At 36.0% G+C, this 15,567-nt stretch carries 13 protein-coding genes; 11 read left to right on the forward strand and 2 right to left on the reverse strand.

Going from position 1 to position 15,567, the window contains the following annotated elements:
• Positions 1 to 15: 15 nt before the first annotated feature.
• From ACTQX6_RS07810 to mgtE, 8 genes are all read left to right on the forward strand, one after another.
• On the forward strand, positions 16 to 393 hold the full coding sequence (locus tag ACTQX6_RS07810) for a helix-turn-helix domain-containing protein (RefSeq protein WP_117446660.1): 378 nt from the start codon (positions 16 to 18) through the stop codon (positions 391 to 393).
• 567 nt (positions 394 to 960) lie between these two features.
• Positions 961 to 3,501, forward strand: a complete 2,541-nt coding sequence (gene mutS / locus ACTQX6_RS07815) for a DNA mismatch repair protein MutS (protein ID WP_294688709.1) — start codon at positions 961 to 963, stop codon at positions 3,499 to 3,501.
• An 11-nt stretch (positions 3,502 to 3,512) separates the two neighbouring features.
• Positions 3,513 to 5,327 carry a DNA mismatch repair endonuclease MutL gene (mutL, locus tag ACTQX6_RS07820; protein ID WP_294688711.1) on the forward strand — a complete coding sequence of 605 codons (1,815 nt, stop codon included), beginning with the start codon at positions 3,513 to 3,515 and terminating at the stop codon, positions 5,325 to 5,327.
• Positions 5,320 to 6,219, forward strand: a complete 900-nt coding sequence (gene miaA / locus ACTQX6_RS07825) for a tRNA (adenosine(37)-N6)-dimethylallyltransferase MiaA (RefSeq protein ID WP_195222189.1) — start codon at positions 5,320 to 5,322, stop codon at positions 6,217 to 6,219. The genes mutL and miaA overlap by 8 nt, the downstream gene beginning before the upstream one ends.
• Positions 6,209 to 6,898 carry a tRNA threonylcarbamoyladenosine dehydratase gene (locus ACTQX6_RS07830; protein WP_229035582.1) on the forward strand — a complete coding sequence of 230 codons (690 nt, stop codon included), beginning with the start codon at positions 6,209 to 6,211 and terminating at the stop codon, positions 6,896 to 6,898. The genes miaA and ACTQX6_RS07830 overlap by 11 nt, the downstream gene beginning before the upstream one ends.
• Before the next feature lie 4 nt (positions 6,899 to 6,902).
• Positions 6,903 to 7,805, forward strand: coding sequence for a diacylglycerol/lipid kinase family protein (locus tag ACTQX6_RS07835; RefSeq protein WP_294688714.1), 903 nt, complete (start codon positions 6,903 to 6,905; stop codon positions 7,803 to 7,805).
• Between the two features lie 86 nt (positions 7,806 to 7,891).
• The gene (locus ACTQX6_RS07840; RefSeq protein WP_117446653.1) at positions 7,892 to 8,815 is read left to right on the forward strand and encodes a calcium/sodium antiporter; all 924 of its coding nucleotides are present in this window, start codon (positions 7,892 to 7,894) and stop codon (positions 8,813 to 8,815) included.
• Positions 8,816 to 8,981: 166 nt separating this feature from the next.
• The gene (gene mgtE / locus ACTQX6_RS07845) at positions 8,982 to 10,298 is read left to right on the forward strand and encodes a magnesium transporter (protein ID WP_117446652.1); all 1,317 of its coding nucleotides are present in this window, start codon (positions 8,982 to 8,984) and stop codon (positions 10,296 to 10,298) included.
• A 316-nt stretch (positions 10,299 to 10,614) separates the two neighbouring features.
• Here mgtE and ACTQX6_RS07850 read toward each other — a convergent pair whose 3' ends face one another.
• Positions 10,615 to 11,538: a LysR family transcriptional regulator gene (locus ACTQX6_RS07850; protein WP_168964884.1), complete on the reverse strand. Its 924-nt coding sequence runs from the start codon at positions 11,536 to 11,538 to the stop codon at positions 10,615 to 10,617.
• A gap of 210 nt (positions 11,539 to 11,748) precedes the next feature.
• Between ACTQX6_RS07850 and ACTQX6_RS07855 the strand changes: the two genes are divergently transcribed.
• Genes ACTQX6_RS07855 through ACTQX6_RS07865 form a run of 3 tightly spaced genes read left to right on the forward strand, consistent with a single transcriptional unit; the run spans position 11,749 to position 14,757 of the window.
• Positions 11,749 to 13,020: an SLC13 family permease gene (locus tag ACTQX6_RS07855; protein WP_168964885.1), complete on the forward strand. Its 1,272-nt coding sequence runs from the start codon at positions 11,749 to 11,751 to the stop codon at positions 13,018 to 13,020.
• Positions 13,021 to 13,044: 24 nt separating this feature from the next.
• On the forward strand, positions 13,045 to 14,061 hold the full coding sequence (locus tag ACTQX6_RS07860; RefSeq protein WP_294689217.1) for a C-terminal binding protein: 1,017 nt from the start codon (positions 13,045 to 13,047) through the stop codon (positions 14,059 to 14,061).
• 15 nt (positions 14,062 to 14,076) lie between these two features.
• Entirely contained in the window at positions 14,077 to 14,757 is a 681-nt protein-coding gene (locus ACTQX6_RS07865; RefSeq protein ID WP_206198210.1) for an RraA family protein, read from the forward strand.
• 75 nt (positions 14,758 to 14,832) lie between these two features.
• On the opposite strand, the gene ACTQX6_RS07870 is transcribed toward ACTQX6_RS07865, so the two are convergent.
• Positions 14,833 to 15,555, reverse strand: a complete 723-nt coding sequence (locus tag ACTQX6_RS07870; protein WP_168964886.1) for an N-acetylmuramoyl-L-alanine amidase family protein — start codon at positions 15,553 to 15,555, stop codon at positions 14,833 to 14,835.
• Positions 15,556 to 15,567: the final 12 nt, after the last annotated feature.

The following is a 15,567-nucleotide window of genomic DNA, read 5'->3' on the forward strand; positions in this document are numbered from 1 at the left end:
AAAACTTTTGGCACGATGATTGCGACTTTACGCAAAGAGAAAAAGTTGACACAGGCGGAAGTAGCTGAAATGATGGGTGTAACCGATAAGGCTGTATCAAAATGGGAAAGAGATTTATCTTTTCCCGATATTAATACCCTTCCAAAATTAGCGGAGTTATTTGATGTGACAGTCGATGAACTGATGCAGGTAAAAGTGGATACGAAAAAAGAAGAAAATACAAAAATTACCGAAACAATCAACCTGGTCTGTAAAGGAATCGCCATGGCTATGGGAATAGCAGTCGTTGTCTTATCATTGTTAGAAGAATTGGAAACAGAAAATGCCCTTCGCATGTTGGGAATAGGATTAGCATGTTTGGCAATCTCACAGTTTTCTTTAAACAAAGAATAGAAATATAAGGATGTCTGGCTGGTCAATTCTTTAAAAAGCTTAGATGTCCTTATTTATTTCTTTTCAATACTAAAATATTGTAAAGAAATAACGCAAAAAGTAATATGTATAATAAAACTATGAAGATGGCTTCAAGATTTAAATGTATGACTTGTTTAAACATATAGTAAAATTCATTCTTTTCAAGTCCGGGACAGAGATAATCTCTTTGAAGGGAAAATAAAAATGCCCATATTGGAGAAACGATGGAAAGAATAAACTGCAAAAAACCAGTAAGCTTATTTCTTTTAAAAAAGATCACGATACTAAATAAGAGACTCACAAAAAAATCCCCAGTAGAATAAACCATATATGAAAAAATCAAGTCTTGGATACATAAAATCACCTGTTATATTTATATTATACCAAAGAAGTAGGATATATGCTTATCGTTTATGATCAGGTAAAAACCGATTGATTGATTCGTTGAATTTTTGATTACTCTAAAGAAAGGTGCTGTAGATCTATAAGCAGAGTTTATAACGCAGAAAAATTTAAAACTGAACTAAAAATTGTTATAATAGGTGCATGGCAGAAAAAAAATATACACCGATGATGCAGCATTATATAAAACTAAAAGAAGAAAATCCGGAACCCATTCTATTTTATCGTTTGGGTGATTTTTATGAGATGTTCTTTGAAGATGCCAAATTGGCCAGTCAGGAACTTGATTTAGTTTTAACAGGAAGAAGTGCAGGGGTTGAAGAAAAAGTGCCCATGTGCGGTATTCCCTATCATGCGGCGAATTCTTATATACAAAGATTGATCAAAAAAGGATATAAAGTAGCTATTTGTGAACAGCTTTCCGATCCAGCTACATCGAAGGGTTTAGTAGATCGCGGAATTATCAAGATCATTACACCGGGAACTTATATGGATGAAAATCAGGATGCAAAGGCTTCTAACTATATGGCCAGTGTAACGGTATCCAGCTTTGAAATCGTTATATTGTATGCAGAACTGAGCACCGGTGAATTAAAATATCAAACCTTAGAGCGATCTTTGGTTTCTTTACAAAAAGCATTATTAGAACAGGAAGTCTGCGAAGTCATCTGTCCTTTGCATTTGGATAAACGCTGGAAACAGGCATTGGAAGAAATGGGGACTTGCACGATTTCTTATCAGAAAAAAACAGAGATAGATCCTAAAGATCTTGTCTTGCTTTCAGAGGATGCTTCGGATGTCCTAAAAATGACATTGGCACAGTTGATGGGCTATTTAAAAGAAACACAGAAGCAGCACATCGATCATTTTTTACCTGCAATCTGCATGAATAAAGAAGCTAATTTGATTATGGATTATGAAACCAAAAATCATTTGGAGCTTGTAAACAGTCAATCTTCCAACGATAAAGGATGCAGCTTATGGGATTTCATGGATCGATGTCAAAGTGCGATGGGTTCTCGTCTTTTAAAGCGATGGATCGAAATGCCTTTGTTGGATGTAAATCAGATCAATCAAAGGCAACAGTCGGTATCAAAATTGATTCAGGATTTTATGCTCAGAGAAAATCTCAAAGAGCATTTAATGTATGTATATGATATGGAAAGATTGGCTTCTCGTATGGCTTATGGCAATGCCAGCCCGCGTGATGTACTGCAGCTGGTAGCTACTCTGGAGCATGCCAAGCCCATCTTAGAACTTGCTTCGGCTTTGGAGAGTTATCCGGAATTTATGAATACACCTTCCTGTCAGGATCTGTATCAGTTGATTCAAGGTGCAATCGTACCAGATCCTCCTTTAACAATGAAAGATGGCGGTGTTTTTCAACAAGGCTACAGTCAAGAATTGGATGAACTCCGTGAAATCAGTGAAAAAGGTAAGAATTTTATCTTGGAACTGGAAGCCAGAGAACGTGAAAGAACTGGTGTTAAATCTTTAAAAATCGGATATAACCGTGTTTTTGGGTACTATATCGAAGTCAGAAACGGAAATTTAAGTGCCATCAAAGAAGAATTTGGCTATCATGCCAAACAAACATTGGCCAATGCGACGCGTTTTGTGACACAGGAACTTAAGGAAAGAGAAGAACAAATTCTTCATGCGCAGGAAGAAAAAGTTAAGCTGGAACAAACATTATTTAAAGAACTGTTGGATACGATCAAAGTTCGTCTTTTTGATCTGCATGCCTTGGCAAGCACCTTATCTACGATTGATGTTTTAGTTTCTTTGGCAATCCTGGCCTCTGAAAAAGGCTATGTTTGTCCGTCTTTTCATCCAGATCAAAGCGTATGTATCATAGAAGGAAAGCATCCGATATTAGATGCCCGTATGAAAAAGAAAAAATATGTATCCAATGACTGGATCATGAAAGATGAAGAATCGGTACAGTTGATTACCGGACCTAATATGGGTGGTAAATCTACGTATATGCGACAAAATGCTTTGTTGGTGATTATGGCACAAATGGGAAGTTTTATACCTGCCAAAAAGGCTGAGTTGCCGATCTTTGATCGAATTTTTACACGTATTGGTGCCAGTGACGATATCTTGACCGGAAAATCGACATTTATGGTCGAAATGATGGAAGCAAATGTGGCATTGCGATATGCGACAAAGCGCTCGTTGATCTTGTTTGATGAAATCGGCCGAGGAACAGCCACCTACGATGGTATGGCTTTAGCACAGGCAATGTTGGAATATATCAATGAAGCCATTCAGGCAAAGACTTTATTTTCGACACATTATCATGAGTTAACACAGTTGGATCAACAACATCCGGGAATTACGAATGTACATGTGGATGTAAAAGAACAAAAAGGAGAGATTGAATTTCGCTATCGAGTGGTTGAGGGAAAAGCCGATAAATCGTATGGTATCAATGTTGCGCGATTGGCGCATTTGCCAAAAGTAGTGTTGGATCGTGCCAATCAGCTTTTACGGGATTTTGAAAGCCAGGGTGTATCGCAGGATTATCAGCCCAGTCTTTTTGTCATGGATCAGGTAGAACCAAAAAAATCAGAGATTATGGAGCGCCTGCAAAATCTGGATGTTGATTCTATGACACCAAGAGATGCCCAGGATTTCTTATACGAACTGAAAAAACTGGCAGATGCCATTGAAGAATAAAAGGAGGATAAATGTCCAAAATTCAAGTATTAAGTGAACATTTAACGAATATGATCGCAGCCGGTGAAGTTGTAGAACGTCCGGCAGGCATTGTCAAAGAATGTGTGGAAAACAGTATTGATGCCGGTGCCAAAGTTATTGATATCGAGGCGTTTCAAGGCGGTATTGAAAAGCTGATCATTACTGATGATGGAAGCGGTATGGACTATGAAGATGCCCAAATGGCTTTTATGCGCCATGCGACCAGTAAGCTGCAGCAGGAAGAAGATCTATTCAATATCCATACTATGGGCTTTCGTGGAGAAGCATTGCCAAGTATCGCTTCTGTTGCCAAAGTAGAACTGCAGACCAATGATGGAAATCAGGGAACATTGATTCGATATCACTATGGAGAGCTTGTCACCAGGGAAAAGTGCAGCTGTCCGCTAGGAACAAGAATTGAAATCAGTTCGTTGTTTTTAAAGACACCGGCTCGATTTAAACATCTAAAAAGTATATCGTATGAATTTAGTATCATTGCCGATCTGGTCAATAAAATGGCTTTGTCTCATCCGGAAATTCGCTTTACTTTATCGCATGATGGACGTATCGTGTTTCAAACTTCCGGAAATGGAAATTTACAGGAAATCCTTTATCAGATGTATGGAAAAGAAGTGGCATCCAACGCGATTACTTTTGAACAAAAAAGCGATGATTTTCATATTTCAGGCTATGCCGTACAGCCAAAGATCAACCGGGCTACAAAATATTTTATGTTTATTACGATGAATACACGTCTAATTCGCAGCATTCCCATTCAAAAAGCAATTTTAGATGCTTATTCGCATTATATGCCTTCCAATCGATTCCCTATCGTAATTTTGGATATCAAGACTGATGCACAGTTGGTGGATGTCAATGTTCATCCGAACAAATGGGAAATTCGTTTATCCAAGCAAAGTGAATTGTTGGAGTTGATCAAAAAAACATTGATGGAGGCGATTTCTTCTTCTTTACGAACAGTCAAAGTTCAGCCAAAGCCAACGCCGGTCTTTGAACAACAACAGATCTCCTTTCCATATCCGGTAAGAAAAGAAGAAAAACAAGTTATTGAACAACCTAAAATACAACCGAAGATCAAAGAAGATCCTATCACAAAGGCTTTTGATACCTATCAAAAACCTATTGAAAACAAGGTGCAGGAGCAAGAAGAAGTCTATGTGGCACCGATCGAAAAAGAAGAAAAAGAGACGACAGTTGGTTATGATTTCTTTTGTCATCTTCGAGTCATAGGACAATTAAAAGAATCCTATATTTTATGTGAAAATGAAGAGGGCTTGGTCATTATCGATCAACATGCGGCACAAGAGCGATATCACTATGAACAGCTTGTAGAAAAACTCAGCCAGCCAACCACACAGACACAACCCCTTATGGTTCCGATACAGCTTCATGTTTCCAGTAATCTGGTAGCACAGGTGGAAAAAATCAATGAACAAGTCAGCTTTTTCGGGCTTTCTTTTGACGTTTTCGGAACGGATCAATTACTGGTTCGCGAGATTCCTTTATGGTTTCAGAATGTACATCAGGAAGATTTCTTTTATGATCTGTTAGATTATTTTGCGCAAAATCAGGAAGTCGATATGGAAATGCTTCGTAAACATGTGATTGCGACCATGGCCTGTCATTCTTCAATTCGTTTTCATAGAGCCTTAAATCAATCCGAAATGGAACAAGTCATCCTTGATCTGCAAAAGTGTAAACAACCATATCATTGCCCGCATGGCAGACCTACGGTCATCACCATGAGTGATAAAGATCTTAGAAAGGAATTTGAACGTGGATAAAGTTTTGGTTATTGTAGGACCTACAGGTATTGGTAAGACTTCACTTTCCATTCAACTTGCCAAAGAATTTCATGGAGAGATCATATCCGGTGATTCCATGCAGGTATATGATCAAATGGATATTGGTACCGCAAAGATCACAAAAGAAGAAATGGAAGGAATTCCCCATTATCTGGTGGGCATACAAGCTTATGATAAGCCTTACAATGTTAAGATCTTTCAGGAAAAGGCAAGGGAATCCATTCAAAAAATCCTTCAAAAAAAGAAGCTTCCGATCTTATGTGGAGGCACCGGTCTATATTTGAAGGCCGCCTTATATGATTATGTCTTTGAAGAAGAAACCTTTGATGAAGCTTATACGAAATATTTGGAAACACTTAACAATGATCAACTCTATGATTTGTTGAAGAGTAAAGATCCTTTATCCTGTGAAAAGATTCACCCGAACAATCGAAAAAGAGTGATTCGTGCTTTACAGATCGTCCATGAAGGTCCATCTAAAAGTCAAAGAGAAGCGCTTCAGGAACATAAACCTTTGTACGATATTTATTTTTTAGGCTTAGATATGGATAGAAGTTTATTATATGAAAGAATCAATCAACGCGTAGAAACCATGTTTGAGCAGGGGCTTGTACAAGAAGCGACAAGATTGTTTCAAGATCCAAAAACATGGAATTATACCAGCTTCCAGGGAATTGGTTATAAAGAATTTAAACCTTATTTTGTAGGAACGGAAACGTTGGATGGAGTCAAAGAAAATATCAAAAAGCACTCCAGACAATATGCCAAAAGACAATATACATGGTTCAAGCACCAAATGCCGGTGCATTGGTTTGATAAAGAGGATCCACAAATAATGACAAAAATCAGGGAATGGTATGATGGAAAATAAAAGAACAGAAGGACTTCTTGGAAAAGAAGCGGTCAATAGATTGGCAAAGAAAACCGTAATGGTCGTAGGATGTGGTGGTGTTGGTTCATTTTGTGTAGAAGCACTGGCAAGAACAGGTGTAGGAAATTTGATTCTGATCGATGCCGATGTTTTTGAACTCAGCAATTTAAATCGTCAGCTGCCGGCCACATTGGAAACGCTGGGAAAATATAAAGTCGATGTTTTAAAAGAGCGTATTCAAACGATTAATCCGGAATGTTGTGTAAAAACATATGCCTTCTTTTATGATTCGACAAAAGATGAAGAATTATTTTCAGAGTCGATAGATTTTGTGATTGACTGTATTGATTCCATTTCCAGTAAGCAGGATCTCTATAAAGCTTGTCTTCAAAGAAATATACCGTTTCTTTCCAGTATGGGGATGGCCCGAAAGAAAGATCCTACAGCGTTAAAAATCATGGACATTGAAAAAACATCGTATGATCCGATGGCCAAACGATTACGGATTTGGAAGCGCAAAAATAAGATACGAGATAAAATATGGGTGGTATCGAGTGTAGAAGCACCGGTTAAACAAGAACCGGATCAACCGCTTTACTCTATGATCTTTGTGCCGGCTACGGCTGGCTTGTTGTTGGCAAATGAATGTATTCAAAGACTTTTAAAGAAAGAAGGATAAGTTTATGAAGGATGTATTTATCATCAATCCCTATTCCGGAAAAAAAGAACAGTATGTTTTGATGCAGCAAATCAAAGAGAATTTTCAAGGGAAACGAATTATCATTGAAAAAACAAAAAATCCGGGACATGCACAGTTTATTGCGCAAAAATATGCCTTAAAGACAGAAGAAGAGGTTCACCTTTTTGTTTGCGGAGGCGATGGTACGCTTCATGAAGTGGTCAATGGAATGGCCGGCGCCAAGCATGTATATCTATCGGTATTGCCTACCGGAACAGGAAATGATTTTATTAAGAGTTTTCCGGCTCTTACTGCGCAAGATTTTTTAAATCTTTCTGAATATGAAAATCCGGTAGAAATGGAATGCGATCTATTAAAGGTAAATGGGGAGTATGTATTAAATACAGCTTCGATCGGCTTTGATGTTCATGTAGCTGATTATGCGAACAAATATAAAAAGTATATTCCGGCCGGAGGAATCATTCCTTATTATATGGGAATGTTGGCAAGTCTTAGAAAGCCATTAGGTCATACATATCGCATACAGATTGATGAAGATCATCTGCCGGAAGAAAAATATACCTTTCTTGTCTTTGCCAACGGGCAATATTATGGTGGTGGATACAGACCCTGTCCGAATGCTTTGTTAAATGATGGCATGATGGATATTTGTTTGATCAAAGATGTTAAGAGAACACAAATCGTATCGATGGCCAAGTTGTATGAAAAAGGAGAACATGTGCAATATCCAGAATTGGCAATGGTAAGCCAAGGTACAACTTGTCATGTAGATACTGAGAACAAAGAAATACTGATGAATCTGGATGGAGAAGTCAGAGCAGTAAAGAATCCTACAATTGAAATTGTATCTAAAGCTGTAAAATTATTATTACCTAATATTGAATAGAAAAGCTTTTAAGCTATTGAAATGTTTTAAATAAAATATTAATACGTTAAACATTAACATATAAATAAAGAAAGAAAGAGATTTTTATGAACTTATTGATTGCGATACTCTTTATTGTTGTAGGATTTATATTTCTTGTCAAAGGAGCCGATTTATTTGTAGAAAGTGCTTCTTCCGTTGCGAAAAAGTTGGGTGTATCTAGTTTAATTATTGGACTTACGATTGTAGCCTTTGGTACATCTATGCCAGAACTTGCGGTTAGTGTTACTGCAGCTCTTCAAGGTGCAAATGAAATTGCCGTAGGAAATGTAGTAGGTTCTAATATTATTAATTTATTAATTGTAGCCGGTGGCAGTGCTTGTATTTATCCAATTGTAGTCAATAAGACCATCTTAAATAGGGACTGGCCAATATCTATCATTGCGGCCGTCTTATTGACAATTATGTTAATAGATCAAAAGGTTTCTATTCTGGAAGGCGCTATTTTATTAGTATGTTTTGTGACTATGCTGGTTGTACAAATTAAACAGACAAAAAAATCAGAAGACATTCAGGCGGACACCAATGACTCTTTTAAAAAATTATTCTTGTTTTTAATTATAGGTATCGCCGGCATTGTGATTGGTGGACAACTTGTGGTAGACGGAGCAACAAGTCTTGCCCGTATTATGGGACTAAGTGAAACTTTGATTGGACTTACAATTGTAGCCTTCGGTACTTCTTTACCTGAACTTGTGACTTCATTGGTTGCAGCTAAAAAAGGAGAAAATGAAATTGCCATGGGAAATGTAATAGGCTCCAACCTATTTAACATTTTCTGTATTCTTGGTGTTTCTGCCGTGTTACATCCAATTGCAGTAGAAGCCACAGCTATTATTGATGCCTTAATCTTAGTTCTAGTCTCTATTGTATTCTGGCTTTTATGTAGGATACATAAATTTGATCGAAAGATTGGTGCATTTATGTTGATTACTTATTTTTCCTATATGATTTATATCATTATACGATAAGTTTTAAAATTATGTAGATAAATAAAGTGGATAAATATCTTACCTAAGGATATTTATCCTTTTTTATATACGAATTGTACTATAACGAATTTGTATTTATGCTTTTTCCATGCAAGAAGGAATAAAATAGTCTAAAATAAAGAAGAAAAGCAGGGAGGATTTAAGCATGAACGATAGAAAATGGAAAGACCAAAAAGAATTTCAAGCTTATTTTGATCAATTACATCCAGTAGATATAGCAAGTGAACTGGAAGATTGGCCAGATGAGCAAATCGATGCAATGTGTTCCTACTTAAATGATGAAGATTTGGCCAGTGTTCTTGATCAAAGTGATGACGATGAACGAATGGAAGTCGTGAAGCATGTTCATGATGATCGACTGCTTTCCTTGTTTCAATGGATGCCTAAAGATGAAATTGTTGATTTAATGGGAAATTTACCTATGGATCGAAAAAAACGCCTTTTGAATCGCATGAAACATGATGAACAAACCATCATTCGACAATTGTTACAATATCCAGAAGAATCTGCAGGTGGTATTATGACTACCGATTATATAGCTCTTCGGCTGGATTTAAAGATTTCAGATGCGTTACAGACAATTCGTGATATTGGTCCTAAAACAGAAGTTATTGAAACTCTTTATGTAATCAATGCCAAGCGAGAACTGATAGGTACTGTAGATTTACGAAAGCTATTGGCAGCTAATAAAGAGGCATATATATCAAGTATTATGGAAGCAGATGCGATTTATGTATATCCAGAAATGGATCAGGAAGAAGTCGCAAAACTGGTTGCCAAATATGACTTAAAGGCGATACCTGTTGTGAACGCTAATAAAGCTATCTTAGGAATTATCACTGTTGATGATATTATTGATGTTATTATCGATGAATATGATGAAGACTTACTGCAGATGGCAGGTGTTAGTAAAGAAGAAAGCATTGATACTACACTTTTAGAATCGATTCAAATGCGCTTGCCATGGTTATTGATAAATTTAGCAACTGCATTCTTAGCTTCATTTATTGTTAAAATATTTCAAACAACCATTGAACAAGTTGTGGCCTTATCAGCCGTAATGACCATTGTTTCAGGGATGGGTGGAAATGCCGGAACACAGACAATGTCCATTTTGGTACGTGATTTATCCCATGGTGATATTAAAGCAAAACGAGTGTGGCAGGTACTTTTTAAAGAAATTGCATTGGGTATAATTGATGGCAGTTCGACCGGTCTTGTGACAGCGATTATTGTATATGTGATGTACCATAATGTGTTCTTATCTTTAATTGTATTTTTAGCTATGATTGGTAATTTAGTTGTAGCTGGTATTTTTGGATTATTGATTCCCGTAACCATTTCAAAACTTCATGCCGATCCAGCCATTGCCTCCTCTATTTTTCTTACAACTGCAACGGATGTTTTGGGATTTTTTATCTTCTTAGGATTGGCCACACTCTTCTTGTCACATTTAATGTAGATTGTTCTATTTCAATAATCTTTGTATAGATTAGGCAGAATTAAAAATAATTTAAATCATATTTTTAGTTCTAATAAACAAGTCTATTTTATATCTGTCTTGATCCCATTTTTTTTCAGTATGATAAAGTGCATAAAAATGATGTAAAATGTTATGCACGATTCTACTTTTAAAAAGTATTTATTAAAGAAAATAATTATTTATCATCATTAAATATTAAATGTATGATGATTTAACAGATTATAAAAGTATCGTTTTTATGCAGCTGAATTGAATGCTTATTTTTATAATGAAAAATCATAACTTTTTATAATTTTCACTTAATTATTTGTTTTGTGAAATCAATAAATAATCTACAAACACGACTAAGCTTCTCGTTTTTTCTATATATAACCGCAAATTTCCAATATAATTCAGGTTCATCCAATGTAAAATATGTAATCTCTCCATTTCTATGGCATACATGTGCTCCTTCTTCTGGAACAAATACACATCCCATTCCGGCAACAGATAAATTAATCGCGGTAGTCAGGTTTTCAGTTCGCAATAATATATTGGGTTCGATGTTTTTAGCTGCGAAAAATTCTTGGATTTGGTATGTTAAGTTTTGACCATCTTTAGATAATATCAAAGGAAGTTGGTTAAATATGTCCAAAGGTGCTTTAGGATAACCATTTAAATTTTTTTGATTTTTTAAAATACTTTTAACATATGAATGATTTGTTGGAGCCCCTATTAAAATTTGCTCATTTTTTAATATTTCAATAGAAAATTTGTTATAGTTCATATCTTTTCCAATATTACATACCGCAAAATCTATATGTCCATTTAGAAGTTCTTTTTGAAAATTAACGCTTTTTCCTTCGAATAAATCAATTTTGATATTAGGATATTGTCTATTAAACTCCGGATATACTTCAGGAAGAAAACAGGCAGCACGCCAAAAGGCTATCCCCAGACGTATTCTTCCACTATTTCCTAATTTTATATCTTTTAATTCTTGTAAAATTTCTTTCTCATTTTTTTGTTCTTCTAGTAAAAATTCATAATAGCGTTCTCCAGAATACGTAAGCTTTAAGGGGGATGAATTATGATCAAATAATTCAACACCCAGACGTTTTTCCATTCTTTTTACATATTGAGATAAGGATGGCTGTGATAAATATAGTTTTTGGGCAGCTTTGGAAAGACTGCCTTCTTCAATAATTGTTAGAAAATACTCATTATTCGTGTTTTTCATTTTGATTTCCCTCGAAAATTCTAGTTAAGAAGATTATAACACTGTCATTATAAAGATAAAATTATAATGTTAAAGTTATAAAATGTTTAATAAATTTAGACATTGTACTTATATGTTGAATGAATTATTTTATAGATAACAAAACAACTTAGTATGCGCAGACTAAAATTTTGAATTGAAATTGTAAATGTTTAAATTAGGAGGTTTATTATGAGTCCAGCAGTTATTACGCTATTGGTTTTAGCGGTGATGGTTGCTTTATTTGTATCAGGTAAAGTTCCGTTAGGATTAGTATCCATGGCGGGTGCACTCTTACTTGCAATTTTAGGTGTTATTGATAAAGCGGATGTTTTTACTGCTTTTTCAGGTTCTACGATTATTTTGCTAGGTGGAATGATGATTGTCGGACAGGCATTATTTCATACAGGTGTGGCTGATATGTTGGCTAATACCCTTGTGAAAATGACAGGAGTTTCTGAAAATGGAATCATGATTGCGACTGTTTTGACAGCACTGATTCTTTCTAGTATTTGTTCAGGTGTCGGTGTTGTTGCGATGCTATTGCCCATTGTAATCGCTATGGCAATGAAAGCAAAGATTTCAGTATCCAGACAATTAATTCCATTAAGTTTTGCAGCCAGTGTAGGGTGCAATTTAACATTGATTGGTGCAGCCTCTAATGTTTCAACGGCAGGATTGATTGAAGATATGGGAATACCATTTCTGGGATTCTTTGATTTAGGAAAGGTTGGTATTCCTGTATGCATTGCATTTTTAGTTTATTTTTTAACGATAGGTAAAAAATTTTTGACTCCCGGTGATACATCCGATCCAGAATACTTAAAAGAATATACTGAAAAAGAGCCAGGCTATAAATTTAGTCCATTGAAGGGTACGATCTGCATCGTTGTATTATTGGCCTTATTAGTGGCAATGGTTTTTGCAGATAAAAGTTTTCCAATGTATTTTATTGCAGCATTAGCTTGTGTAATTTTGATAGCTACCGGCTGTATATCCGAAAAGCAGGCTATGAAAGCAGTGGATTGGCCAACACTTTTCATTGTTGGAGGAATGTCAGCTGTATCTAAAGCAATGAGTAGTTCAGGAGCCGGTGCAATGATTACTGATTTAGTCACAAATATGCTGGGACAAAATCCAAATAAATTTATATTTTTGTTGTTTGTCTTAATTCTAACTATGCTTTTAACGAATATGATGATGAACACATCAACAGTTGTTCTTGTTACTCCATTGTTAATACCAATAGCTGTTAGTCTGGGAATCAACCCTGTTGCCGTTGGTGTTGCTATCTGCGTAGCTGCATCTGCACCATTTCTTACTCCGGTGGGATCCGGAACCAATACTTTGGTTATCAAACCGGGAAATCTTGGTTTTAGAGATTTCTTTGTTCCCGGTGTTGGATTATCACTCGTTATTTTAGTAGTAAGTATGATTTTTATTCCAATGTTTTGGCCATTATAAATTCAGGAAAGGTGAAAATTAGAAATGAAAGCAATAGTAGTTGATAAGGATTATGGTTCGGCAAAACCGGAAGAAATCGAAAAGATTCGTAAAATATATACAAGTCAAGGAATAGAATTTGAAGCCTGTCATTTTATTTCAGAAGATGAAATCATACAGGGATGTAAAGAAGCGGATGCCATCTTATGTACGGGCAATCCACCCATTACTAGAAAAGTTATGGAAGCATTACCAAAATTAAAATATGTTCAAAGATTTGGTATTGGTGTAAATTCCATTGATTTAGAGGCAGCTTCAGAATTGAACAAAATTATTTTAAATATTCCAGGATTTTGTGCCAAAGAGCTCGCCGATCTATCATCTAGTTTCATTTTAGGTTTAATACGTAATACAGTCTATTATGATCGAGAAATTCGGAAGGGAAATTGGCCCAAGTGCCAATACTTACTTCCTTTAGATCTTAGAGAACTGACATTAGGATTATATGGATTTGGCTCTGCCGGACAACATTTATATCAAACGATTCATGGTGGATGGAAAACAAAGACAATTGCTTGTGATCCTTATCTTCCAGAAAATATTAAAGAACAGTATTCTGATATTGAATTTGTTGATTTTGATACTTTGGTTAAAGAATCAGATATTATTTCTATTCATGTAGGTTTAACAAAGGAAACCAGACATATTTTTAACAGGGATGTTTTTAGACAAATGAAGAATAATGCCTTAATCATTAATACGGCGAGGGGGCCAATCATTAATCAGGAAGATCTAGCGTGGGCACTTGAAAATGGTGAAATACGGGGGGCCGGACTGGATACGGTTGAAAAAGAGCCTATTGATCCTAAAGATCCGTTACTAAAGATGGACAATGTGATTTTATCTGCTCATTGTGGTTCCTATGGAGTCGGTGCAAAGAAGACACAGATCGATACAGTTTGTACATTGATCCCAAAAGCGATATTTGAGAAAAAATTGCCTGCAAGAAATGTAGCGAATAAGAGCGTTATGAAAAAATCGTTAGGAATAAAGTTTTTTTAAAGGAGTGTATGAATAATGAGTATTGGGAATATTATAATCAAAGATTTTAAACGACCGGATCCGGATCTGGTAAAAAAATTTGAAGGGATGCCAGTTGCAAATATTGATGACAACATGAACCGTACAGCTGCAATTGATGCAGGTATTAAACCTATTGGATATAAAGGATCGATGGTAGGTACTGCTTTTACTATTAAAGTTGCACAGGGAGACAATTTAATGTTACATGCAGCTATGGATTTGGCCAAGCCGGGGGATGTTATAGTAATCGATGCTGGAGGCTATACAAATAGAGCAATTTTTGGAGAACTTATGGCAACTTATATGAAGGTTCGAGGTATCAAGGGAGTGATCTGTGATGGAGCTATTCGTGATTATGGAGGATTGGCTGCTTTAGAAAATTTTAGAGTCTATGCACGCGGCGCTAATCCGAATGGCCCCTATAAAAATGGGCCGGGCGAAATAAATACTCCGGTCGTTGTAGGAGGGCAACTTGTTCATCCAGGAGACATCGTTGTAGCCGATGATGATGGAGTTTTATTTATTCGGCCAGAATATGCAGAAAAGTTAGCAAAAGCAACTAAAATGGTAGAAGAAAAAGAATCGAATATTATGAAGCACATTTTAGAAGATCACACATATATCCGCCCATGGGTTGATGCGAAAATTTCAGAAATTGGAACAGAGATTAAATAAACTGTTTTAAAATAGAAACAAAAGGATAGATACAAGACTCTCTTTTGAGAACCATACTTGTTTCTATCCTTTTTTCTAATCAAGATTTTTGTCTTTTAAAATTTGATGGATATATGATTTTGCGATGGCTTTCGCAATTACTTTTTGGTTTTTGCTTTGTTGAAGATCGGTACACTCCTGATAATTGCTCATATAGCCAGCTTCAAATAATAAAGAAGGAATAGTTTGTTCGCTGACAACATATAAAGGATATTGTTCAACAAATAAAATGCCACGATTGTACTCCCATCCGCTTTCATCTAATTCTTCAGCGATGTTTTCTGCGATTGCCTGAGAAGTTGCATCGTTTTGGCGCACATAGCTTTCGTAGCCAAAAGCACCCGGATCTTCATTGGAATTCATATGAATGCTCAGATAGTAGTCTGCTTTGTTCTCTTGTGCAAATTGAACACGTGCTTTTAGATCCTCTTCTTCATTTTCGGGCCAGGTAATCTCATCACTGTCTCTTGTATAGATGATTTTAATTCTAGGCTCTTCCTTTTCTATCTCTTTGCCAACGGCTAACGCAATTTCTAAATTGATGTCTTTTTCATACGATCCATCGGCACCAATCGTTCCTGCATCATATCCTCCGTGACCGGGATCAATACAAAGTGTGGCAACTGTTTCTACAGGCTCATCACTCTGCGTATCCTGATTTATATGGAGCCAGGAAAAAACGCCAATGATACAACATAGGCATAAAATTACCAGCAAACCGATTTTAACTTTTGGTTTTAATCTTCTTTTTTTAGACATGCGCTTAGTATA

This window comes from Faecalicoccus sp. LCP19S3_E2 (assembly GCF_052121255.1).
Lineage (GTDB): Bacteria > Bacillota_I > Bacilli_A > Erysipelotrichales > Erysipelotrichaceae > Faecalicoccus.

Coding starts and splice junctions, on each gene's coding strand:
- mgtE (WP_117446652.1), top strand. CDS start 8,982: ATGAACGATAGAAAATGGAAAGACCAAAAAGAATTTCAAGCTTATTTT.
- ACTQX6_RS07865 (WP_206198210.1), top strand. CDS start 14,077: ATGAGTATTGGGAATATTATAATCAAAGATTTTAAACGACCGGATCCG.
- mutL (WP_294688711.1), top strand. CDS start 3,513: ATGTCCAAAATTCAAGTATTAAGTGAACATTTAACGAATATGATCGCA.
- ACTQX6_RS07855 (WP_168964885.1), top strand. CDS start 11,749: ATGAGTCCAGCAGTTATTACGCTATTGGTTTTAGCGGTGATGGTTGCT.
- ACTQX6_RS07870 (WP_168964886.1), bottom strand. CDS start 15,555: ATGTCTAAAAAAAGAAGATTAAAACCAAAAGTTAAAATCGGTTTGCTG.
- ACTQX6_RS07835 (WP_294688714.1), top strand. CDS start 6,903: ATGAAGGATGTATTTATCATCAATCCCTATTCCGGAAAAAAAGAACAG.
- ACTQX6_RS07810 (WP_117446660.1), top strand. CDS start 16: ATGATTGCGACTTTACGCAAAGAGAAAAAGTTGACACAGGCGGAAGTA.
- ACTQX6_RS07840 (WP_117446653.1), top strand. CDS start 7,892: ATGAACTTATTGATTGCGATACTCTTTATTGTTGTAGGATTTATATTT.
- ACTQX6_RS07860 (WP_294689217.1), top strand. CDS start 13,045: ATGAAAGCAATAGTAGTTGATAAGGATTATGGTTCGGCAAAACCGGAA.
- ACTQX6_RS07850 (WP_168964884.1), bottom strand. CDS start 11,538: ATGAAAAACACGAATAATGAGTATTTTCTAACAATTATTGAAGAAGGC.
- mutS (WP_294688709.1), top strand. CDS start 961: ATGGCAGAAAAAAAATATACACCGATGATGCAGCATTATATAAAACTA.
- ACTQX6_RS07830 (WP_229035582.1), top strand. CDS start 6,209: ATGGAAAATAAAAGAACAGAAGGACTTCTTGGAAAAGAAGCGGTCAAT.